Annotated in this window: 16 protein-coding genes; 1 reads left to right on the plus strand and 15 read right to left on the minus strand. The window is 47.3% G+C overall.

Annotated elements, in window-relative coordinates:
- Positions 1–23: 23 nt before the first annotated feature.
- The 15 genes from BM114_RS05860 to BM114_RS05930 all read right to left on the minus strand — a co-directional run bounded on the left by BM114_RS05860 (position 24) and on the right by BM114_RS05930 (position 18546).
- Entirely contained in the window at positions 24–503 is a 480-nt protein-coding gene (locus BM114_RS05860) for a hypothetical protein (protein WP_092111363.1), read from the minus strand.
- 6 nt (positions 504–509) lie between these two features.
- Entirely contained in the window at positions 510–950 is a 441-nt protein-coding gene (locus BM114_RS05865) for a hypothetical protein (RefSeq protein ID WP_143089262.1), read from the minus strand.
- A gap of 85 nt (positions 951–1035) precedes the next feature.
- A complete protein-coding gene (locus BM114_RS05870) occupies positions 1036–1680 on the minus strand; it encodes a TetR/AcrR family transcriptional regulator (protein WP_092111366.1) in 645 nt (214 codons plus the stop codon).
- A gap of 432 nt (positions 1681–2112) precedes the next feature.
- Entirely contained in the window at positions 2113–2826 is a 714-nt protein-coding gene (locus BM114_RS05875; protein WP_092111368.1) for an HAD family hydrolase, read from the minus strand.
- Complete coding sequence (locus BM114_RS05880) at positions 2823–3755, minus strand: CDP-alcohol phosphatidyltransferase family protein (protein ID WP_092111370.1); 933 nt, start codon at positions 3753–3755, stop codon at positions 2823–2825. Before BM114_RS05880 ends, BM114_RS05875 begins: the two co-directional genes overlap by 4 nt.
- Positions 3752–4528, minus strand: a complete 777-nt coding sequence (locus BM114_RS14605) for an ATP-grasp domain-containing protein (RefSeq protein WP_092111372.1) — start codon at positions 4526–4528, stop codon at positions 3752–3754. The genes BM114_RS05880 and BM114_RS14605 overlap by 4 nt, the downstream gene beginning before the upstream one ends.
- Positions 4525–5247 carry a nucleotidyltransferase family protein gene (locus tag BM114_RS14610; RefSeq protein ID WP_092111374.1) on the minus strand — a complete coding sequence of 241 codons (723 nt, stop codon included), beginning with the start codon at positions 5245–5247 and terminating at the stop codon, positions 4525–4527. The genes BM114_RS14605 and BM114_RS14610 overlap by 4 nt, the downstream gene beginning before the upstream one ends.
- A 143-nt stretch (positions 5248–5390) precedes the next feature.
- Positions 5391–7034 (minus strand): beta-N-acetylhexosaminidase, encoded by a 1644-nt coding sequence (locus tag BM114_RS05895; protein ID WP_092111376.1) that lies wholly within the window; start codon positions 7032–7034, stop codon positions 5391–5393.
- 11 nt (positions 7035–7045) lie between these two features.
- On the minus strand, positions 7046–9556 hold the full coding sequence (locus tag BM114_RS05900) for a family 20 glycosylhydrolase (protein WP_092111378.1): 2511 nt from the start codon (positions 9554–9556) through the stop codon (positions 7046–7048).
- 14 nt (positions 9557–9570) lie between these two features.
- Positions 9571–10935, minus strand: a complete 1365-nt coding sequence (locus tag BM114_RS05905; protein WP_092111380.1) for a DUF5125 domain-containing protein — start codon at positions 10933–10935, stop codon at positions 9571–9573.
- Between the two features lie 30 nt (positions 10936–10965).
- Positions 10966–12438: a RagB/SusD family nutrient uptake outer membrane protein gene (locus BM114_RS05910; RefSeq protein WP_092111382.1), complete on the minus strand. Its 1473-nt coding sequence runs from the start codon at positions 12436–12438 to the stop codon at positions 10966–10968.
- 12 nt (positions 12439–12450) lie between these two features.
- Entirely contained in the window at positions 12451–15699 is a 3249-nt protein-coding gene (locus BM114_RS05915; protein WP_092111384.1) for a TonB-dependent receptor, read from the minus strand.
- 148 nt (positions 15700–15847) lie between these two features.
- Entirely contained in the window at positions 15848–16834 is a 987-nt protein-coding gene (locus BM114_RS05920) for a FecR family protein (protein WP_092111386.1), read from the minus strand.
- A 64-nt stretch (positions 16835–16898) separates the two neighbouring features.
- Positions 16899–17429, minus strand: a complete 531-nt coding sequence (locus BM114_RS05925; protein WP_092111388.1) for an RNA polymerase sigma factor — start codon at positions 17427–17429, stop codon at positions 16899–16901.
- A 421-nt stretch (positions 17430–17850) separates the two neighbouring features.
- Complete coding sequence (locus BM114_RS05930) at positions 17851–18546, minus strand: GIN domain-containing protein (RefSeq protein WP_092111390.1); 696 nt, start codon at positions 18544–18546, stop codon at positions 17851–17853.
- A gap of 138 nt (positions 18547–18684) precedes the next feature.
- Here BM114_RS05930 and BM114_RS05935 point away from each other — a divergent pair, with 138 nt between their 5' ends.
- Complete coding sequence (locus BM114_RS05935) at positions 18685–22911, plus strand: acyl-CoA dehydratase activase-related protein (RefSeq protein WP_092111392.1); 4227 nt, start codon at positions 18685–18687, stop codon at positions 22909–22911.
- Positions 22912–23169 lie beyond the last annotated feature (258 nt).

Here is a 23169-nt window from a genome sequence, read left to right on the forward strand (position 1 = left end):
CCAGCCCTGATGGTCAGGCTATGCTAAACAGGGGTTTTGCTCGTGAATTGATACCGCAGCCGCTCGCTATTCTTGATGGTTTCCATGGTGAGGTCGTTTTCTTTCCTCGCCACGATTTCAAAGACATAGCTGCTGCCATGGGCAGGCTTCATCTCGATTCGACCGCCAAAGCGTGAGTCGTCAGGAATGAGAGTGCAGCTTCCCTCTTCCACCACCTCGGGCTCTTTCTGCCCGTTTCGGTCGGTGAAGGTAAAGGTGTACTTGCCTTTCCGGAGGTCAAGCGACATTTCCCCCCAGTAGTAATTGGCGCGGTCGCTGCCAACTGTAGCGCCATCATACACCTTGATGTTCAGCAAGGCCCAGGACGATCCGTTGAAGATGAGCTCTGCCGTGGCCTTTTCGTTGCCGGCAGGCTCTTCCTCGTCGGTCTTGCCGCACGACGCTACGGTCAGCGACGCAAGGACAAGGATCAGGAATGAAAACAGTTTTGAGTTTCGCATCATCTACTATTATTTTATCCTTCTAAGGTTGATTACTTTTACATGATTCCCCTGTTTGTCAGTCTCCGTGGAAACAAGCCGGCATGCGTGCTTCGTCAGCACCGCCACGAAATAGGAATCACGCTCGGTCTGTCCGCTGTCGTTCTCGTATTCAATGTATAGTTCCTTCTGACTGGCAAGGCTGGAGCCATAGAGCCAGCGGAACGGAATGGTGGTGTCGCCTGCGGCAATATCATGCACGAAGATGGTTCCCGTAAATGTGCCTTGCACATATTCCCTGGCCTGGAACTCATATTCCACGCTCCCTTCTGCCACTTCATCTGCATCATACACCTTCTCCCACTTGCCGTCCAGCATGTGGATGTCTATTTCTTCGTCATCACTGCAGCCGGTCAGGAGGCCGGCAAAGAGGCATGCCATCATGGCAAATAATACTCTTGTTTTCATCATTGGTTTGGATTTTAACTATTTGTGATATTGATTCTTTCCTTTGTCTCAAGACGAGATTCACGGAGACTGGCGGGAGCCTCGCCCCTTACTCCTGACTTCCCCGAGCCTCGTCAAACCCGGCGAACAGCAAGGCCGACAAGCCCTCTATTGCCTTCTGAATGCGACCAACGCCCTCCGCCGTATTCAGGTCGATACCGCTGAACGGCGCCCGGTCCTTATGCAGGACCAGATAATAGATGCCTCCGACCAGCAGCGCGGAAACGGCCACGAGATCCAGCCCTTTGTCCTGAAGGCTCTTCTCGTTGTTCCGGGCAAGGGGAAGCGTGAAGAATTCCCGCAACATCGCCGTGCGCCGCGTCGTGTCATTGTCCGTACTGATTTCCCAGCGCAGCAGTTCCGACATGACGGGATTCTGCAACAGGGAGCCCAGCAGGCCCTTGAGTATCGAGGAATAACCGGCCTCGCCCAGCTCCGTAGCCTGCCCTACGCTCACGATGTCATGAAACCAATAGTCGTAGTCGCGGACGAATTCATCATGGAACTCCTCCAGATTGTGGTATCGGTTATAGAAGACAGACGGCTCTATCCTGGCCCTCGCCATGATGTTCGTTACCAGTGCGTTCGAGAAGCCGTGCTGCTTGATTTCCTCGACCGCGGCATTCTTGATGTCCTGCTCTACCTCCGCCTTGGTACGCCTGACGCGCGTTTTGGCTGTATCTGCCTCTGTCATATCATATATACAATATCGATTGTTTATTTAACTGCAAATATAGGCAGATTTATAGATATGAAAGACAAACAGAACGAATTGTTATGATAATTTAACCAATATGTATTATATAAAACAAAAGACCCTTGGATATTGGCTGCCTGAAGGTACAGAACCGGCTCATTCAGGAGTTCCGAAAGGCAAGAAACCTCCCTTTCGGGAAGGGCTGGAAAAGGGGACTAAAGTAAAAGGCCGCTGGAAGGAAAGCTTTTAGCCACCTTTTACTCTCCTTTTAGCCGTTAAAAGGAAAGCTTTTAACCGCCTTTTACCTGGCCGCCTCCTGCGACCCTTCCCTATCCCCCTCCCGTAGAGGCGGAAACGGCATCACTTCTTGCTTGCCCGGGGAGGCTGCCCGGGGGATAAAAAGGCGGCTTGCAGGCGGGCGGACTGCGTTCAGGGAAGCGGCTTGTCCATGATTTCCGAGAGGCTGGAAATAACCCTGTCGGGGATGCTTTCATCGCAGGTCTCTGCCGTCCAGCCCTCTCCCTTCAGCCAGAAGGCGTGGCACCCCGACTCCTTCGCCGGCAGGATGTCGTTGCGGAAACTGTCGCCCACCACCACGACCTCGTCTGCCCGGAGCCCCAAGACATCTACTCCCAACTGGAATATGCGGGGGTCGGGCTTGCGGATGCCCACCGCCGCCGACTCTATCACCTCCCGGAAGATGGCGTCGAGACCGAATTCCACAAGGACGCGGTGGAGGTTTCCATAGAAATTACTCACCAGTACGAGGGGATATTCACGCCCGAGAGCCTCCAGCAGGGCACGGTTTTTCCGGGTCGTAGACTTCACCTTATTATATAGGTCGGCCAGAACGGCGGCATGCTTCTCCGCCACTTCCGCCTCCGAAACCTGCCACCGACCGCCCTCCACAAGTCGGCTCATCTCCAGGCGAAGCTTCAGGTCGAGCGTCTGGCGGAAGGTGTCGTCGGGGCCGACGAGGTCATCCGCGTCCATGGCACGCTCTCCATAGACATACGCCTCGCGGAAATCAGCCTCGCTCACGGCCACCCCCGCCCGCTCGAAGGCATGCCAGATCATCCGCCCCCAGTGGTAGCCGTCGGTGTCGAGTGTGCCCCCATAGTCGAAGATAAAGCCCTGCGTCATCCCATTTCCTCCGTCATTCTCCGGCACAAAGCCTCGTGCCGGCGGTGCATATACAGGTAGAGGATGCCCAGCACCACGATCTCAATCACGAAATAGAGCCACGGCAAATCGAGCAGGCAGGCGGCGTAGAGGCAGATGGCACGGAGGTTGAACGATAGCAGATTGGTGTATTTCATCAATGGGCGACTGCCATTCAGGAACTTCTCTCTCAATTCCTGGGGCATCGCCTCCACCTCGCCGTAGGTAGACTTGAAGCGGGCATAAAAACGCTGAAAGGCCGGCGTGCGGGCTTCCTGACTTCGGCAATAGTTCGCATAGCTGTAATAGAAGGCCCTATCAAGCCACTTCCCCTTGGGCAGCGACTCATAGACGGCGTGCTGGCGTGTAGATTCGTCCAGCTCGCTACCCGACTTTCCAAGGAGGAAATATAGGTGAATCTGGCGGTAATAGTCGCTAAGGGAGGCCTGGCGGGAATGGCAGACAAGCCCTGCAACGGCGGCGAGCAGCCATATCCATACGCCCCAGCGCACCTCGGTGCCGGGGATAAACCGGGGCATCAGCCTCAGGCAGAGGGCTAAATAGATGCAGAAAAACCACACATCGCCCGAGAAACCGTCGAGCACACGACCCAGGAGGCTCTTCTTCCCCGACAGGCGAGCCATCTGCCCGTCGGTGGAATCACAGAAATTGGCCAGCATCAGGAACGCCACTCCCAGCAGGTTATGCGGCAAATCGGTGAAATAGAACATGTAGCCGGCGGCCATCCCGAGAAAGATTGATAAGATAGTGATGACATTGGGATGGATGCCAAGGCGGTTCCATAGGAGCGCAAAGACCAATCCTATGGGTCGCGTGAAATGAATGTCGAGCCACTCCTCGGTGTCCCTCGACTTCAGCGAAGCCCTTAATAATTCCTTGAAACTGTTCATTCGCCTGTCAGTTTAGCGATTGCGGCGGCCGCTTCCTCCCTGCACGGGGCAAAGCTGGGCCAGTCGTTGAAGTCGATGATGAAATGCTGTCCATGCTCATCCACGATGGCATCGCCGCCATAGACCTGGATTCCCGTGAGGCGCGCCACCCTCTCCGCGTCCGCCCGCAGCGCCTCCGCATGGAAAGGATAGTGATGGGGAATGCCGTTCAGGGCCTCGTTGCCGAACTTGGAGGGCTGTCCGTCGCCGGAATAATAGAAGCGGAAGAACGCGTCGCCCACCGCATAGAACTTCACCAGATCGCCCCTGACATGGCTGCTCACCACGCAGTCGGTGATGCCCCGGAGGGCAAACTGCCGCTTCCGAGCCTCCAGTGCGCGGCGGTCGGGACAATAGACCACATCGTCTTCGGCCTGCGCCGCGCCGTCTCCGCGCTTCAGCCAATAGCCGTCGGCACCGTCAGGAGGGGGCATGGGAATCCCCTCCGCCCGCATCAGGGCCTCCAGACGGCTGCGTCGGCAACGCTCCACAGCATAGCCGCTGTTGATGACCCGGCAACCTCCGGTCTCCGCCTCCTTCAGCAGTTCGAGGGTGCGGGGCAGCCTGCCCATCGACAGGATGGCGTCAAAGCCTTCTATGTCGCTCAGCTTACCCTCCTCCATAAGCACCACTTTGCCCCCTAACCGACGGATCGCCGACTCCATGATTGCCCTGTCCTTATCCACCGAATTCGGTGAGAAGCAGACATTACGCAAGACAGCAAGCGTCTTCATGGTTGTAAGAATTCTTCAGCTTTCTTTATGTCTGAGGCATGGTCGATGTCCAACACCTTAGAGAAGGGATAGGCCTTGAGCATCAACCCGTAGGCAAGGAGCGCCCTCTGGAAGTTACGCAGGCGGCTTTCGCCCCGTCGGACACAGTCGTGGAGCACGCGAAGAGTGGCTGGGGTGAGCCCGTAAATGCCGGCCGAGACATACCTGCCCTCTGAAAAACTGTCATCATAGAATCCCCATATATCCAGTTCCTTGTCCAATCCTACATAGAGAGGCTTCTCGTCGTCAATGTGGTCAGTAACCCCCATCAACCCGTCGAAACCTTCGGAAACTATCGCCTGGAACTGCTCGAGATAGTGCCCGAACTCCTCTTCAAGGAAGACCGTGTCTACCGTCGTCAACACAAACGGCTCCTGCTCCAGATATTCACTGATTTCATAAAGGCTGTGCATGGAGCTCGGAGTTGACTTTACCACAAACTGTAAAGGAATATCGCACCCGTCCAGCCCGTTCTTCTGTATGTTCCCGAGATGCTCCGACACCTGCGAAGTCCTGTCGTTACAGATTACGACAATCCCATCGGCGTCATGCCGCAGGAAAATCCGCAGCAGCCGGTCGATGAGAGGCTCGCCGCCCACCCTCACAAGAGGCTTCGGCTCCCGAATGCCTTCTTGCGACAATCGGGAGCCTTCGCCAGCGGCTACAATTGCATATTTCATTCTCCTCTACGCCTTTAGTACCTCGCAAAGTTAAACAATTTATGCAAGAAAAGAGAGATTTATAGTTCCTTTTTTTATTTTCCTACGGTTTTACCACCCCTCTGAATTTCTGTATAAGAAGGCGTTCACTTTTCACTTATAGACTATTTGCTTAAGAAATCAGGAGTGCGATAACTCAAACCTACATTCTCCAAATGCTTCAGATGAACTGGCAATCTATTCACGAAACTACTCCAATCAGCAACTTGACTCCATGAGAGTTCAGAAAAAGCCTGCAAAGAGGGGAACAAATGCTCTCCCATCTTCGTCTCATTTGGGATTGTCTCTGTCCATACACATGTCTGATACCCTTTAATATTTTGTCTTACAACACCCCTAAAATTCGGCAAGAAATCAAAATTATATAGTTCTTTTAAGAGTTCATCAGAAGGATCCGCACTAAGATAGAAGTGCCCCCACTCCATAAAAACTACAGACAAGCCCCGTTGGGTCATTTCCCCAACTTGATCAGCCTTCCAGTCTCTCCAGAAGGTATATAATAACTGCTGCGGATTTTCTGCATGAAAAGCATCATCCCATGCCATCGGCTTCTTACCTTTGCTGCGAACAAATTCTGCCATCTCATGTACAAAATAATTTTGCAGACCATCCATGTCGCCGAGATTCTGAGTTTGAATGAGTTCTTTGCAATCTTTACAAGCCTTCCAAGCGGTCTTCTCTACCTCATCTGCACCCAAATGGAAGTATTCACTGGGGAACAAGTCTGCCACTTCAGAAATGATATCCTTCAACATGTCATAATTCTGGGTCTTACCTGCACATATCGGATTGGAAAATTCTTCGCCCCAACCAGTTCCACCTGTACAAGACAACTGAGGAAATGCCTTAATTGCCGAAGAGAAATGACCGGGCATATCTATCTCAGGAATGACATCTAACCCCCTTTCAGTAGCATACTTTATGAAATCTTTCAACTGATTCTGCGTATAGTATCCACCATATTCATCACCATTTCTAACAAAGCGCTCATCTATCGCAAATGAAGGATCTGTTTTTGCCTTTTTAAGGCATTCCATGTCATATTTGTCAAAATGCCTCCAACCGCCTACAGTTGTGAGAGCCGGATATTTTTTGATTTCTATGCGCCAGCCTTGATCATCTGTTAAATGCATCTGTAATCGATTGATTTTATAAAGAGATAGCTGATCTACTAACTTCTTCAGAAACTCCATACTGAACATATGACGAGCCACATCTATATGGAATCCACGCCATTCTGTTTTAGGATTGTCTAAAATAGTCAGCTGAGGGATATTTACTCCTGCTGTCGTTTTCATCCCCTGCAATATGATTTGACGCAATGTCTGCACCCCCCATAGTAAACCTTGGGAAGTTGCGTATGACAGATATATACCTTCTTCATTTATAGAAAGCTTATATCCCTCAGGCGTAATTGTATTATCCTCTATAGCCTGAATAAAAGCCTGACCATTCTCAACCGTTGATATTTTACCTGAACTGCCGAGCATTTCTTCTAAAGTTTCCTTTAGCAGTGAAGAAGGAATCTCTGCTATACTATTTGAAATACTGACATTCTCTGGCAAGATGATATCCGAAGATCCATAAACGACCGAGACTGGCTGTGGAATGATAGATACATGAGATGCATAAGTAGCAGAACCAACACCAGCATCATTATCTGAACAAGCATAAAGTATTGTCAATTGCAAGACTGCCACTACTGGCAATAACAATAATCTGCGATTCTTTTTACCAACAAATTTCATATCATAAATTTTTAAATGTTTTTAATTGTCGTAACCGTGCTCTGCCTACCCAAATAGAAAGTCCTGGCCTTGATTACCTTTGCATCACACACTACAGGTTTTTCCCATAAGGCTGAACTTTGAACAGGTTCCGTTCCGTCTGTTGTATATCTAACTTCTACCCCTTTCAAAGGAGTATTTGCATACAACATCCCCTCCCTTAACATCAATCCAGGATTGGGAATACGGAAAGTCAAGTTCGACAGTTCCAAATACGGCAGCTCCTTTAAGGCAATCTTTTTATAGAAAAGAGACAAATCCTTGTAATAGGCTTGATGCTCTTCTTCCCCATGAAGTCTTTCCCAAACAGTATGAGCGTTCCAGCCTCTTTCTACCAATCCCAACATTTTGGGGAAGATATAAGCCAAAACATCATCAAAAGAACGAATCGTTTCACTAAAGAGCTGTGCTTGCACACCTTTGATATTTTTTTCACACTCTGGTCTCAACTTCACTTTACCCGTTTCAACAGAATCAAGATTAAGGGGATTCTCCTTCACATCAGTACGCGAAGATCGATAGATAGAGAAAGGAAGTGCCGAAAAGGATTTCGCCTCACTAACTGTTCCTGCCCAGCATAGCCCTTTTTCATCAAAGTTAGCAGTATACATCAAATCTACATAGAAATTATTCACATTACAGAGAATGACATCATATCCCTTATTTGCGACAGTATAAGGTACGATATCTCCACCCCATTCTGGGACTGTATTCCAACAATAGACACTACTGACATTAGGCAACAACTTCGCATCTGTAGACATTGTATTATGCAAGCCAACTTCTTGCCATCCAGAGAATTTTATTCCTAAGTTGTTAGCTGTTTCAGCCATACGAACATAAAAAAATTCAAAGAGATCGTGCTGGGCCTTCAGATTATTTCCTTGCATCAATGCAAGGCAAAGGGGAGAACCCATCCACGCACCCTCAGGAACCTCATCGCCTCCTAAATGGATTTCGTCCAATGAAAGTCCCGCATCTCTATACATTTTCTGAATTTCAGAAATCACCTTCTTCATGAACCGATAGGTAGATGGCATGGACATATTAATAACATTGTCGGTATATGATTGAGCCGAAATATACTGAGACTTGTCAGCAGCCTCATTCAATAAATATTCGGTAGCTTTAGCTGAATCACTCTTGATATACTTGTTGTATCTAGCTTTCATGGAAACAATAGCTGCACGGGCATGACCTGGCGCCTCTATTTCGGGTATGACCTGAACATGGCGTTGAGCTGCATATTGCAATAAATCTACAAATGCGGGACGAGGGTAATAACCATTACCTGAAGTTGATGCAGTTGGATTGAAGTTGCCATCATAGCAGGGATATAAACATTCTGATTCATCAGGCGTATATCCTCTCCTACCACCAACAGCCGTAAGCTCCTCCAAGCCTGGTATCTCTAATCTCCATCCTTCGTCATCCGTCAGATGCAAGTGAAGTTTATTGATTTTGTATGAAGCCAACACATCGACTATCTTCTTCACATTCTCTAGACTAGTGAAGTTGCGTGCCACATCAAGCATGAAACCGCGATATGCCAAATCTGGATAGTCAGTTATTACCTGATAAGCAAGTCTCTTTTTCGTTTTTTGCGCTTTAAGGAGAGACAGCAAAGTCTGTGTTCCATTGAAAATACCATGAGTCGTGGAACTTTCAATCTTTATTCCCTCCTTATTCACACTCATCCTGTATTTTTCCGGATTATCGGTAAAAGCAGTATCTGCAGAAAGCATTAAAGAGATGACGCATGCAGATTTATCACTTATTTGTATACCATAAAGCCGAGCAAGTTTTTCTTTTAACAGCGTCGCTTCATTTTCCAATTCTGCACCATTTCTCAATATAACACCCTTATCTAACTCTAAGACGCCTTCTTCGCTCAACATCTCTATCATCTTTACAGATGGTATAATGTCTGTCGATCTCAAATCGGGAACCTCCGTCAACAATGCATTGTTGTCATATAGTTGCCTTGCATACTGGTTTAAAGACTCCGCACGCAATTCCGGCTTTACTATCTTCAAGTTTATTGGGAGAGGCTGCCTTTCACTCCCATTGACGCTTGCAACCCAGTATGCACCTTCCGGAACTTGTGAGATACCCAGAGTTGGATTTGTAACTTCGTATCTTACTACCAAGGAATCGCCAGGATGCAAGCCCTTAAACCCCTGGGTAGGTCTAATTCTAAAAAAGTTGGCATTAACAGCTTCTACAACGGCCTGATCAGTTAATATTCTCTTGATACCCTTAGGTAACTGAGAATAGTAAATACACCAATTGCTATCAATATCTGACGATGATACATTCTTGATTACAAATGCATTATGCCTGATCGCACTATCAGTCATCTGACTTTCTGCATGCCATATCAGTTCGATAGGTGCCTGACTCCCACCAATAGAACAAGATTGAATCAGAAACAGTAACAAGAACAATCCGACACTACTAAAAATAAATTTCAATGTTTTCATCTCAATCGCAAAAATCAGTAACTCAAGCGTTCTATATTTAAAGTTTCATGCCCTACTCCCTGTGATGTATCAAAGGTCAGGCGGAAATACCCTGGTATAAAATTAGTATCTGAGGTGATACCATTCGAGTTCGATATTTTAAAGCCATCCGTATCACCACGCAAAGAACCGGCTTGCAGCAACATTCCGTTATCTTTACCCCATGCTAAATCTGAATAAATTTCCACTTCAAAGGAACCCCATTCATGATTATTATTAAGATATACTGTAGTTTGATATTTATGATCATCTACTTTGGCGATATAGGCTAAACGGAAGATATCCTCCAATCCCCATCCACCAGAAGCATAATCCTCATTCCAATTTGGCGATGCCGTAAAACCATGTCCTACCAACCAATATGCAACCGGTGCTATGTCTGTCATATGCGCAACCCACATGTAATTATATTTAGGTGAATAATAAACATCCCATGTACCTGATTGGCCTATGAAAGTTAATGAATTGTCAGAAGAATTGTATTCAAAGAAATCACGATTATACGCATCTTCTAAATTAGCAATTCCCGTAACGACTACATTTGAATTGGCTGTGAGACTCAGGGTCTTTTTATAATAGCCCCCTACCATTTCCATCTCTGCATCGTTAATCGTGAGTTTCTGATAAACCCCAACAGCTCCTAACTTAAATGTATAAGCATTAAAGGTTACTTGTCGGACATTCCAATCTGTATAGTCGAAATTGAAAGTCGCTCCTGTTGGATTGATTAATTCCGTATATCCTGCCGTTTCTGAATAGCCCCAAATGTATTTTGATTGGTTTAAATCGACAGAGGTAGAGATTCTTCCGCTAAATGTTTCTGGGAAATCACCTATTTCTGTAGCGTAGACATAAGGATTGTCTGTCTGCCGTATCATCTCTACCACTTCATCACCATAATGCAAGTAAAGGACCTCTGGCAAATCTGGGCGTACCAATTCCAGCTGTCTTACGATTTCCTGTTCCCCGCCCTCTACATTGATTGCCGTTAATATTAATGTTACGCTCTTGCTCTCTTGATCCGTAGAAAATGGAATGCAGAGACCATGCCGATTTATCTGTACCTGATTCCCTTTCGTCCTGACAGATTCAGAATAAAGCTTCTTACCTTCTGATACCAAAACAACTTCCAGAGTGGACAGTGGAGTTTCTGGATCATCGATATTCACAGAGAAATACAAACTGTCGCCATAAACCATCTGATACTCAGAAGACATCAAGAATCCTGATAGTTGTGGCGTAGAGGCTGGATAGACCATGCGTTTTGTTTCTTCATAACATGAGGATAAAACCAATGTGCCACAACATAATAATATCGATAAAAGATTTTTTATTTTCATCTCAATTTCATTTTGTAAGTTATAATAAAATCAATAACCTTCATTCTGTGTCAAATTAGTATTCTTATCCAATTCTCCTTGTGGTATCGGCCATAAAGCCCTATAATCCTGCAACCCCGGAAACAGTTTGTTTCCATTCTTGTCCTTATGGCCCTTCATTACATCAAGAAGCCGATTATTTCTTACCAAGTCATACCATCTTTGACCTTCCATATAGAGTTCTAACTGCCGTTCGTTCTCTACAGCTAATCTTGCTGCAGACTGAGATATTGTACGATTTAATAAATTACCTGTTAAACCAGCTCGACTTCTTATCTCATTTACGATATCAATCGCCTCTGCAGATTGCCCTAGCTCTACTAATGCTTCAGCCTTCAACAACATGATATCAGCTAAACGCATTAGAATTATATCAGAATTCTTTTCTCTGATTTTATAAGAGAATGGATAGTTATCCGCACTCCAATAAGCATCATATGGTGCTTTCTTCCATTGAATACTTGCTGCATAGCGCTGGTCATTCGGTAGGAACTTTGCAACCAAATCATGTGTGGGTGTGCAATATCTTCTCCATGTAACAGACCCGTCGTCCTCCTTTAACAATGTCCAATATGCCCAATTAGGAGAATCCGCTGTATAATACACTTCAAAAATACTTTCACTCGTGAACTTATTATCAGGATCCCAAAGAGCATTGAAGTCTGACACCAGCCGATAACCTTCTGCCATGACCTTATCACAATATGATACCACCTGCTGATAATTGCGTTCTCCTACATCCTTATAGGTTGCATATACTTTAGCAAGTAATCCATATGCAGCTCCCTTTGTTGCCTGAAATGCTCCTGTATTCTTGGAAGGCAGATGTGAAACCGTTTCCTCATTCAAATCTTTAAAGATCTGGGTATATACATCTTCTACGCTGGCGCGTTGAGGATACATAACGGGATACCACATGTCAAGATTCTCTGCCGTAATGGTTGGTATAATTTGCAAGACCATAGGCAGATCTCCATAAAGCCGAACCATATCAAACAAAGCCCACGCCCGAATGAATTTTGCCTCTGCCATCACATCATTTCGTTCTTGATCTGTAGCTCCGCCTTTCATTAGTCTCAGGTTTTCTATCACATTCGTAGCATTTCCTGCCATTGCCATATACTGAGACCAGACAAGGGCGACCTTGGCATTCGTTGCTGATAATTTCAACATATCAACAGCTTCTTCATTCGTACCATCTCCCCCAACATAGCAGTTGTCTGACTGCACATCATTTATCATGAAATTTTCTTGTTGGAAAATATCATTTTTGAAACTATTATATGCTCCTTGCAATTCTGCTTTTGCATCTGCTATTGTCATATATTTTGAAACTACGGAATCACCTACCGTCGCTTCAGCCGTAAAGTCTGATTGTGGCCGTTCATCCAAGAAGTCTTCACAAGAAACGAATAATACAGATACAAGAAATAAGAGAAATAAATGAAAATATTTTGTTTTCATAATCGTAGACAATTAAAATTCAATGTTCAATCCAAATATTACCGCTTTCGACTGAGGATATGTTCCATAGTCTATACCTAACAGTACTGCATTGCTTCCATAAGCATTCACTTCCGGATCGTACCCAGAGTATTTCGTCAAGGTTAAAAGATTCTGCCCTGTTACATACAATTGCAAACGAGAAAGTCCCCATTTACGAATTTGCTCCTTATCAAACAAATATGCTAATGTTGCTGTCTTTAGGCGTAAATAAGATCCATCCTCGACAAAACGAGACGAGTTGTGGATGTTCTCCACATTTCCTGCACGGGGAATTTCTGTTATCATGCCAGGACGACGCCATCTATCCAATACATTCTTAGATTGATTCCTGAAGTCCATCATACCTTCTGTATCAATGCGAGTTGCATTGTATATGTCATTACCCTGGCTACCTTGTAAGAAAAGAGAAAGGCTAAAGCCCTTATAACTGAAAGTATTAGTGAGACCATAAATGAAATCAGGCTGTGCATTACCAATCACAGTACGATCACCCGGATCCGTAATACCATTAGGATTGAGATCTGCATACTTGATATCCCCCGTTTCCGGGTCTACACCTTCTGATATATAACCAAAGAATGAACCAAGAGACAATCCTTCTCTCAATACAATTACAGGTTCCTTGGTCTCATACATTTCTCCATAATAATATACTTTATTCAATCCAAGTTTAGTCAACTTGTTTTTATTAAAGGAGATATTGAAGTCCGTATTCCATCGGAATTCTCCTTTTAGATTGTCTGAAGAAAAATTAAACTCAAATCCTTTATTAACCATTTCGCCATCATTTCTGGTGATACCGCCAGGAAGATTTACATTATCAGGCAGGCTAACTGTTAACAACAAGTCAGTAGTTTTCTTATAATATGCATCAACAGAGAAGTTCAGCCGCCCATTCCATAAAATTACATCCAAACCGGCATTCCACTGAGCTGTTTTCTCCCATGTCAATTCTTTGTTTGCGGCTGTATTCGCTGTAATTGCCAAGCCGGGATAAAGGTTGGCTGCTGTTGGTGCAACCTTACTCGCACTCATACCTGCTAAGTATGAATAATTACCTATTCCACCTTGATTACCATTCATACCCCATCCTATGCGTAATTTCATATCATCAACAACAGACCTCCAACTTTCCATGAACGGCTCGGAAGACAGACGCCAGCCTGCTGATACAGAAGGAAAGTATCCCCACCTGTGCCCTTTTGCAAACCGCGAAGATCCGTCTGCACGGAAATTCATTGTTAGCAGATACTTACTATCATAATTGTAGGCGATACGCCCAAGAAATGAAGCTAAAGACCATGCCGACGCTCCTGCACCGGTAGCATCTTTATCTATCTGATTAGCTGCCGCAATTGAATGTATTTCCGGGTATGCTTCAGAAAGATCAAAACCCGCCATCCACGAACCTTTATATTGTGCGTGTTGTTGAGTTGCGCCACTCATCAATGACAAGTTATGCTTGCCAAAAGAAGCTTCGTAAGTCAGAATGTTTTCCAATAACCATTCCACATTTCTTGAACTGCTTTCTTCTACTCTGCCTTTTGTAGACCGCCCATCGGATGTAGATACAGGATCCAGATAGTAGTTCCAGCGCTCATTATTCAAATCAAGTCCAAAAGTAGTCTTCCAATTCAAGCCTTTTGCTAAATGAACCGTAACGCCAAATGACCCCTTTACATAATCTGTTCCTGTTTCATTATCTGCGGCATTAGCAGCCAATGGATTCAATATACGAGAGCCATACGCCTGTTCATCATACCAATTTTCATTATCAGGACTCCATTTTTGCATGAATGGTGGGGTGTTGATAACAGACAAGATAGATCCCGATCTCATCGAGCTACTGCTTTCTCTTACCCATCGCCCGTTTGTGTGGGCATAAGAAAAATTGAGAGCAAGGTCTAACCATTTTGTCTGTTTACTATCTATATTTGCACGGAAATTGTATCGTTTGAAATTAGATTTTTCTACGATACCTCCTTGATCAGTATAACCTCCAGATATAAAATATTGTAATCTTTCACTACCATTTTGGAAAGATAATTGATAATTCTGTTCGATTCCGGTCTTAAAGAATAAATCCGTCCAGTCTGTGTAACGATGCTCCGTATCCGGGATCGAGGGTGCGACATTGGATACTTTTTTTAAATCAGCCATCAGGTCTTTATACTCTTCTGTATTCAGGGCATCTAACTTCCGCCCCAATACAGAGAATCCTGCATAGGCACTAAACTTCACCCGCGGTGTTCCCACAGCTCCTCGCTTCGTCGTGATTAACACAACACCATTTGCTGCACGCGCACCATATATTGCAGCAGATGATGCATCCTTAAGAATCTGCATTGTTTCTATATCATTAGGACTAATGTCTGAAATGTTGTCTGTTGGCATCCCATCTACGACATAAAGCGGTTCGTTGGATGCTTGTACTGAGGTTGCTCCCCTTACTCTCACACTAAGTCCTGTACCCGGGGCACCAGACGGTTGCACTACCTGGATGCCCGCAGCCTTACCTTGTACCGCCTGTACTACCGACATTAAAGGGCGTTCATCTAAATCCTTCGTGGAAACAACAGATACTGCGGTTGTGATGTCTTTTCTTTTCATAGAACCATATCCGACAACGACAACCTCCTCTAGTAAAGTGTCATCTTCTGTCAAGACAATATTATATGTTTCTGCATTTCCGACACGAAGAGTCTTACCCTGAAAGCCAACATACGAATATCTAATCAATGACCCTGATGGTGCATCTATCTGGTATTGACCATTTACATCAGAGATCGTTCCGCTGTTTGTCCCATCTATACTGATACTGACACCTATGAGGGGATCACCCTTAGGGTCTGTTATTATTCCTTTAATCAACTTTTTTTGCTTAACAGGGGCTGCGATCTCCTTTCTGCTCTTTTGTGTTAGTATGATTTGTTTACCCGATTCAATGCGATAAGAGATCTCTGTATCCACTAATAAGTGATTCAGAACTTTTTCTATATTCTCATTGCTTACAGACAATGTTGTTTTTTGATTAAGCCCGGCGAGTTTGTCACTATAAAAGATACTATAGCCGGTTTCTCGCTCTATCTGCCGTAGAACTTGCTGTATAGTTTTGTTCTGCACCTTGATTGTGATTTGGGCATCTGCCAGAAAGACAACCAACAACATACAGCAAAGGGCTATACTTTTTTTTATCCAATTAGAATGATGATTCTTCATATAACAAAGGTTGATTAGATATTATTAGTCAGTAGGTTCTATCATAAAATAAAAATCATAACACATGATACAATGATATTAAGCTTTCAGTTAAGGAGGACTAGAGTGATGATTCATAGGCGTATATTTTGTTTGAAATTATTAATTATCATTTATGACTTAGATAAACTGTATCTTTCCGGAATTCATATTTTACCGGATAGGTAAAGCTTATAAGGTGAAATACATTTTCCAAACTATTATTCTTTATCGTACCAGAAAAGGTTACATCTTCCAAATCTTTTGAGACGAAAACCACCTTGATATCATACATTCTTTCTATTGTCTTTGCTATCTCGGACAATGGGGTTGAATCAAAATATAAGATGTTCCTTCTCCAAAAATCAATCTCATGCAAATTTTCAAATTCAGAAACAGAAAACGAATGGCCATTGCGTGTATAAACCAAACTTTGCCTTGGTTCAAGAGTTACACCTGAATGTCGATCTGACACACGCACGCTCCCTTCTATCAATGATGTCGTAATGACGGAATCCGCATGATAATTTTTCACATTGAATACCGTTCCTAAAGCTTCGACACTCACTTCATTACATTCCACGATAAAAGGTTTGTCTTTATGCTTCGCAACCTCAAAATAGGCCTCACCGTCTAATTTCACCTTTCGGTCTTGCAGATTGAAACTACCGTCATAACTAAGCTGGGTTGCGGAATTCAGCCACACTTTTGTACCATCCGGCAAGGTGAGCTGGGCCTTCTGCCCTTTCTTGACAAGGGTCTCGATAACATCTCCTTTTCTCGCAACTAATATTTGCTGCATGTGATATGCATACCAACCCAATCCTATACTGACTACAAACAAGATGGCCGCGGCCATCTTATAAAAAGGCAATCTGGCATGAATGTTTTCCACATCCGTTTCCGGCATCTTTCCCTTGATACATTCAAACATGTCTGCTTCAATATTCTCATTGATAGCGTTGGGAGTCTTAATCCATAGCTCATGGCACATTTCATCAAACCCGCCATTTTCATCTGGATGTGATAGCCACTCTTGCAGCTCAGCAGATTCTTTTGGCGTCATCTGCATTCTAAATAGTTTAGCTATTAGTTGGAGATATTTCTGATATGCCATGATTATTCTTTATATTAAATAGTAAGATGAGACCAAAATATACTACAGCGAATGAAAGAAATAATTAAGATTCTAATCTTGAATGGAAGTATTGCAAGGAGCGTTGAATCTGAGTTGCGACGGTTTTGGGTGATATTGACAACTGATCAGCTATTTCTTTATAGCTCAACCCTTCTTTCCAATATAGAGTAAATATGCGCCGTCGAGCTGCAGGCAATTGTTCTGACAGTTCCTTTATATAATCTTCCATAATGGACATATCCACTTCCCGTTCTATGCGATCCGGTTCATCTGCCTCCTCCCCTTTGGTATGGCTCACATATATCTGTTGTTTTAGTTTTTTTTGCACATGATGATATATTACATTGCGTGCTATACGAAAGAGGTAGCCCTCAAAATTCTTATCTATGTCTATCTTCTCCCTATAATTCCATATTTGTAAGAATACATCTTGCGTGATATCCTGAGCCGTCTGCGAATCTTTCGTTATGTTATAGACAAAATTGTGTACCCATCCACTGTATAGATGGTAAATGGTCTCAAAATGGCTTGCCTTACCATTCTTTAACCCTTTCAACACTTTTTTATCTATCATGGTTTTATAGATTCTTATCTATAATTAGATAGTAGTTTTTCTGATGAATGGATGACAGAACACTGAAAAAACAATGTACTATAGAATCAACCAGCAAGTGCAAAAATAGTTTATTATCTTGTAAAACTTATCTTTTGACGCTTCAAAATTGTTTTTTAGTCTTAATTCCCGTTCGGTTTTCTTTCTGAATGTTACAAATACTCTTCCTGCTTCTTTCCGATGGAACAAACTTACAAATGTTCACCTTCCCACTTCATGGGGAGATGAAAATGAAGGAAGATAAGAAACTAAGACTTACAGCCGACAAGTGTAAGGCTCGTTTTACGGAGGCTTACACCTGTCAGACTGTAGAGGAGCAAATCTATGATTACAAGAAAGAAAAGACAGGCAAAGCTATCAAGGTGTTCCAGTTTGCCATTTTTTATTTTCCTACAATGAGATTTTCAACATCAATGTCGCCCGAGCCTTTCAGAAGCTTATCCAAATGGTTCACATTTCCCGAGAGCGTAATGTCTCCCACACCGTAAAGCCGGCAGCTCACGCGGTCGCAATGGTCGTAGTTCACATCGATGTCGCCGACGCCCTTCAACAGGATGTCCGAATGCTGGCACTTCACTTTCTCGACATCGATGTCGCCCGTGCCCCTCATCGTAACATTGAGCACATCGCAGAGCACATTCTCCAGATGGATATCGCCCGCACCCCTGAGACTGACATCAAGCACATCGGTGTCCAGAAGCCCTTCGATATCTACATCTCCTGCTCCCTCCACGGAGACTCCGGTCAGGTCGGGACTGGTGATATAGACATCCACCTGGCCGCGGCCGGAGAAACCCAGCAGCCTACGCGACTGTGTATTGTCTATCTTCAGCACCCCATTTTCTACCTTCAGGGCAATATCTTTCACGGCTCTCTCACGACCCACAATCCTCACCGAGAGGGTGTCTGCCTGCCGATAATGCACGCTCTGATAAGCCCTAAGCTCTATTTTCTCGAACTCTCCGACCTTGTATCTGCGTTGGACGGTGTTCTCCGTGCGATGTTTCAGGCCACTACCGCACGATACGACTACAAGCGATGCAAGGACTATCACCAGAAAGATGGATATTCGTTTCATATTCTTCAGCTTTTATTTGATTTATCTTTTTGACGAGGATGATGCTCAAAAAGTTGCATAACCGTACAAAAAAGGCTGAATATTTTTCCCATTCTGAAAAAACTTCGTAAATTTGTAGCATAATTAGGGAAGGCTATAATGCGCAACAATAATTATAAGGTGGGGCTGGATGTTGGTTCTACGACTGCTAAGATTGTCGTTATCGACGGTCGGGACAAGATTATTTATTCGCGATACGAGCGACACAATGCCCGTGTGGGGCAGCTTGTATCTTCTTACCTCGACGAGATTGTCCATCAGTTTGGCGACTTGGAGGTGAACCTCTGCGTTACCGGCAGCGTCGGCATGTCCACCGCCGAGCAGCTCCAGGCCGAGTTCATACAAGAAGTAGTGGCCGCCACGGTCTTTGCCAAAGCCCGTTATCCGGAAGCCAAGGCACTGATAGACATCGGCGGGGAAGATGCCAAGGTGGTCTTCTTCAACGGTAGGAACACCGAGCTGCGCATGAACGGCAACTGTGCCGGCGGCACGGGAGCCTTCCTCGACCAGATGTCGGTGCTCATGGGAATAGACAACAACACAATGAGCAACCTCGCCATGCAGGCCGAGCGCATCTATCCGATGGCCGCTCGGTGCGGTGTCTTTGCCAAGACCGACATTCAGAATCTCATGGCGCGTAACCTGCCCGAAAGCGACATCGCGGTCTCCATCTTCCACTCCATAGCCGTCCAGACTGTTACTACCCTTTCCCACGGGTGCGACTTCCAGCCGCCCATCCTGCTCTGTGGAGGGCCGCTCACCTTCCTGCCGGCTCTGCGAAAGGCCTTTGCCGACTATCTCAAGCTCGACGAGGGCGACTTCATTGTTATTCCCGAAAGCAACCTCATACCCGCTTTGGGTTGCGCCATCCGCGGAAAGGGCAGCACCGTGAAGCTCTCGGAGCTGCGCAAACGACTGGACACGCAGAAAGAACTGGCATGGCACAGCGATCTCCGCCCGCTCTTCAAAAACGAGATAGAGCACCAGAAGTGGCTCGAGCGCAAGAGCGCCTTTGCCACGGAGATTCATCCGCTACGCAAGGGATCAATGCAAGTAGTGCTCGGAATCGACAGCGGGTCGACCACCACCAAGATTATCGCCCTCGACATGGAGAACTCCGACATTGTATTTTCCTTCTACACCCTCAATCTCGGCAACCCCATCAAAGCCGTAAGGGAAGGACTCGAGCGGCTGCGCAGCGAGGCCGCGATGATGAATTGCGACCTCAAGATTGCCGGAGCCTGCTCCACGGGATACGGCGAGGAGCTCATCAAGGCCGCCTTCAACCTCGACGAGGGCATCATCGAGACCATCGCCCACTACCGAGCCGCGGAGAGCCTGATGCCGGATGTGAGCTTCATCCTTGACATCGGCGGGCAGGACATGAAGGCTATCTTCGTGGAAAACGGCGCCGTGGTGCGCATGGAACTTAACGAGGCATGCTCCTCCGGGTGCGGAACTTTCATACAGACATTCGCCAACAACCTCAACTATAAGGTGCAGGACTTTGCCAAGATAGCCTGTACCGCCCCTGCTCCCTGCGACCTCGGCACCCGCTGTACGGTGTTCATGAACTCGAAGGTAAAGCAGGTATTGCGCGAGGGGGCGACGATAGCCGACATCTCGGCAGGCCTCTCCTACTCCGTGGTGAAGAACTGCCTCTATAAGGTCTTGAAGCTCCGGGGCAACGATTCGCTGGGCGAAAGCATCGTCGTCCAGGGCGGAACCATGCGCAACGACTCCGTGGTGAGGGCCTTCGAGCTACTCACCGGCACGGAGGTAGCCCGCAACAACATGCCTGAGATGATGGGAGCCTACGGCTGTGCGCTGTATCTGAAGGGTAAACTAGACGCCAAGGCCGCCACAGGCGCCCGCACTCTCGACCAGTTGCTGGCAGGAGCGGAGTATGAGACACGCATGCTCCAGTGCCACGGATGTGAGAACCGGTGCTTCGTGTCGATGTATCAGTTCCAGGGCGGACGCAAGTTCTATTCAGGCAACAAGTGCGAGCGTGTGTTCAACAACAAGGGTACCGATGCCGTGAAAGGCGAGAACATCTACGCCTATAAATACCAAAGGCTCTTCCGTGAGCCGGCCGTGAAGCCCCGTGAGGGCAGCCGCCGCATCGGCATTCCCCGTGTGCTGAACATGTATGAGGACTATCCTTTCTGGAGCACGCTGCTCCGCCAGGCCGGCTTCGACACCGTGCTCAGCTCCGAGTCCACCTTCGTCCGATACGAGGGAGCCTTGGGCAGTGTGATGAGCGACAACATCTGCTTCCCCGCAAAGCTCGTGCACTCCCACATCCACGAACTGGAAAGCCTGGGTGTGGAGCGCATCCTGATGCCCTATGTGGTGTATGAGCACAACGAGGACGCACGCACCCTGAACAGCTACAACTGCCCCATCGTGTCGGCCTACTCGGATGTGGTGCGCAGCGCGATGAATCCCAAGGTACCCGTAGACTCCCCCGTCATCAACTTCTCGAACCAGAAGCTGCTCGTAAGGCAGATTGAAAAATATCTCCACGGCCTCGGCGTGAGCCGCAGGAGGGCGCAGGAAGCCTTCCGCGCAGCCCTCGAGGCGCAGCGGTCTTACATCCGCGACATCAAGGCGGAGAACACCGTGATCCTCCGCAAGAGCCGCGAGCAGGGGCAGTTGACCATCCTGCTGGCCGGACGGCCCTATCACACCGACCCCCTCATCCAGCACAAGCTCTCGGAGATGGTGGCGTCGCTGGGCGTGAATGTCATCAGCGACGACATCGTCAGGGGCGACGACTCGGTGGACTCCGGGGAGACTTACCTCGTGAAGCAGTGGGCCTACATGAACCGAATCATCAAGGCCGGGCAGTGGGCGGCAGAGCAGGAAGACGACCTTCACTTCGTCCAGATGACCTCTTTCGGCTGCGGACCCGACGCCTTCATACAAGACGAGATACGCGATATACTGAAGCGGCACGGCAAGCCGTTCACCCTCCTGAAGATAGACGATGTGAGCAACATCGGCTCGCTGAAACTGCGCGTGCGCAGTCTGATCGAGAGTCTGAAGGCCAAGAGCGACGACTACCACCACCGCACGCAGCAACTTGAGACCACACGCGTCTTCCGCCAGGCTGACACGAGACGCAAGATTCTGGCTCCGTACATGACCGCCTATCTCACTCCCCTCCTCTCCCCGCTGCTCGATCTCATGGGATATGATGTGGAAGTGCTGCCCATGAGCGACGACGAGAGCGCACAGCTGGGGCTCACTTATGCGAACAACGAGATCTGCTACCCCGCCACCCTTATCGTGGGCGACATCGTGAAGGCACTCAAGTCGGGGAAATACGACCTCAATAACACAGCCGTAGTCATGACGCAGACAGGCGGACAATGCCGCGCCACCAACTATGCAGGGCTCATCAAGCGAGCCATGATCGCCAACGGATTCAACGAGGTGCCGCTCATCACCTTAGGCGTAGCCACCAACGCAGAGGGCGGAAACGAGCAGGAAGGCTTCTCCGTACCCTGGACGAAGTTTGCCAACATCATCACCACGGCCATCCTTTACGGCGACACCATCTCCAAGATGTATCACGCCACGGTGGTGAGAGAGCGCAAGCCAGGCGTGGCGGCCCTGCTGAGAGACAAGTTCATGCAGGAGGCCGACCCGCTCATCCGCCGCAACGACGCCAGCGGCTTGCTGGCACTCATCGGCAACGCGGCCGCCGAATTCGATGCCGTCTGTGTGGATAAGGAAACCCGGAAGGTGGGCATCGTCGGCGAGATATTCCTCAAGTTCAACCCGTTTTCCCACCAGTTCCTCGCCGACAAGATCATCAGCCGGGGCATCGAGGTGGTGCCGCCGCTGCTATCGCCGTTCTTCCTGCAGGAGTTCGTGAATGTCATTGCCCAGAAACACATGGGGCTCTCGTGCTCGCGAGTACCCGACTTCGTGGTAAAGGGCATCTACGGGCTCATCCTCCGGCGGGAAAAGAAGATTAACCGCATCGCCGCGCGGTTCCGCTATTTCCGCCCGTTCACCAACATCTTCGACGAGGCCAGGGCCGTGAACGGCACCGTGTCGCTCGCCGCCCAGTTCGGTGAGGGATGGCTGCTGCCGGCCGACATCATCAGCCTCGTCCACGACGGAGTGAACAACATCGTGAGCCTGCAGCCCTTCGGCTGCATCGCCAACCATGTGGTGTCGAAGGGCATTGAGAAGCGGTTGCACCGCGACTATCCGCAACTGAACCTCGTGAGCCTCGACTTCGACTCGGGCGTGAGCGCCGTGAATGTTACCAACCGGCTGCTGCTCTTCCTCGACAGCATCGCCGTCTGACCCTTCAGCGGCCATCCGCTGCCAACTCCGAAGCCGCTTCCCGCAAGATTACAAGCTGCGTGTAATCGTGTTACAAGCCGTGTGTAACAGGATTACACACGGCTTGTAACAACAGCGCATGCAACCACCCTAACTCCCGACGGCCGCCAGTCGCCCGGGCGGCAGACACTACAGCCCTTTTGATTTCCCGTTTCCGCAAGAGACGGAAAATATAAATATTTCCTGCCTTAGTTGTCGGTGTCTCAATTATATTTACTA

Source organism: Prevotella sp. KH2C16, assembly GCF_900113305.1.
In the GTDB taxonomy this organism is placed as follows: domain Bacteria; phylum Bacteroidota; class Bacteroidia; order Bacteroidales; family Bacteroidaceae; genus Prevotella.

Coding starts and splice junctions, on each gene's coding strand:
- BM114_RS05860 (WP_092111363.1), bottom strand. CDS start 503: ATGATGCGAAACTCAAAACTGTTTTCATTCCTGATCCTTGTCCTTGCG.
- BM114_RS05865 (WP_143089262.1), bottom strand. CDS start 950: ATGATGAAAACAAGAGTATTATTTGCCATGATGGCATGCCTCTTTGCC.
- BM114_RS05870 (WP_092111366.1), bottom strand. CDS start 1,680: ATGACAGAGGCAGATACAGCCAAAACGCGCGTCAGGCGTACCAAGGCG.
- BM114_RS05875 (WP_092111368.1), bottom strand. CDS start 2,826: ATGACGCAGGGCTTTATCTTCGACTATGGGGGCACACTCGACACCGAC.
- BM114_RS05880 (WP_092111370.1), bottom strand. CDS start 3,755: ATGAACAGTTTCAAGGAATTATTAAGGGCTTCGCTGAAGTCGAGGGAC.
- BM114_RS14605 (WP_092111372.1), bottom strand. CDS start 4,528: ATGAAGACGCTTGCTGTCTTGCGTAATGTCTGCTTCTCACCGAATTCG.
- BM114_RS14610 (WP_092111374.1), bottom strand. CDS start 5,247: ATGAAATATGCAATTGTAGCCGCTGGCGAAGGCTCCCGATTGTCGCAA.
- BM114_RS05895 (WP_092111376.1), bottom strand. CDS start 7,034: ATGAAATTTGTTGGTAAAAAGAATCGCAGATTATTGTTATTGCCAGTA.
- BM114_RS05900 (WP_092111378.1), bottom strand. CDS start 9,556: ATGAAAACATTGAAATTTATTTTTAGTAGTGTCGGATTGTTCTTGTTA.
- BM114_RS05905 (WP_092111380.1), bottom strand. CDS start 10,935: ATGAAAATAAAAAATCTTTTATCGATATTATTATGTTGTGGCACATTG.
- BM114_RS05910 (WP_092111382.1), bottom strand. CDS start 12,438: ATGAAAACAAAATATTTTCATTTATTTCTCTTATTTCTTGTATCTGTA.
- BM114_RS05915 (WP_092111384.1), bottom strand. CDS start 15,699: ATGAAGAATCATCATTCTAATTGGATAAAAAAAAGTATAGCCCTTTGC.
- BM114_RS05920 (WP_092111386.1), bottom strand. CDS start 16,834: ATGGCATATCAGAAATATCTCCAACTAATAGCTAAACTATTTAGAATG.
- BM114_RS05925 (WP_092111388.1), bottom strand. CDS start 17,429: ATGATAGATAAAAAAGTGTTGAAAGGGTTAAAGAATGGTAAGGCAAGC.
- BM114_RS05930 (WP_092111390.1), bottom strand. CDS start 18,546: ATGAAACGAATATCCATCTTTCTGGTGATAGTCCTTGCATCGCTTGTA.
- BM114_RS05935 (WP_092111392.1), top strand. CDS start 18,685: ATGCGCAACAATAATTATAAGGTGGGGCTGGATGTTGGTTCTACGACT.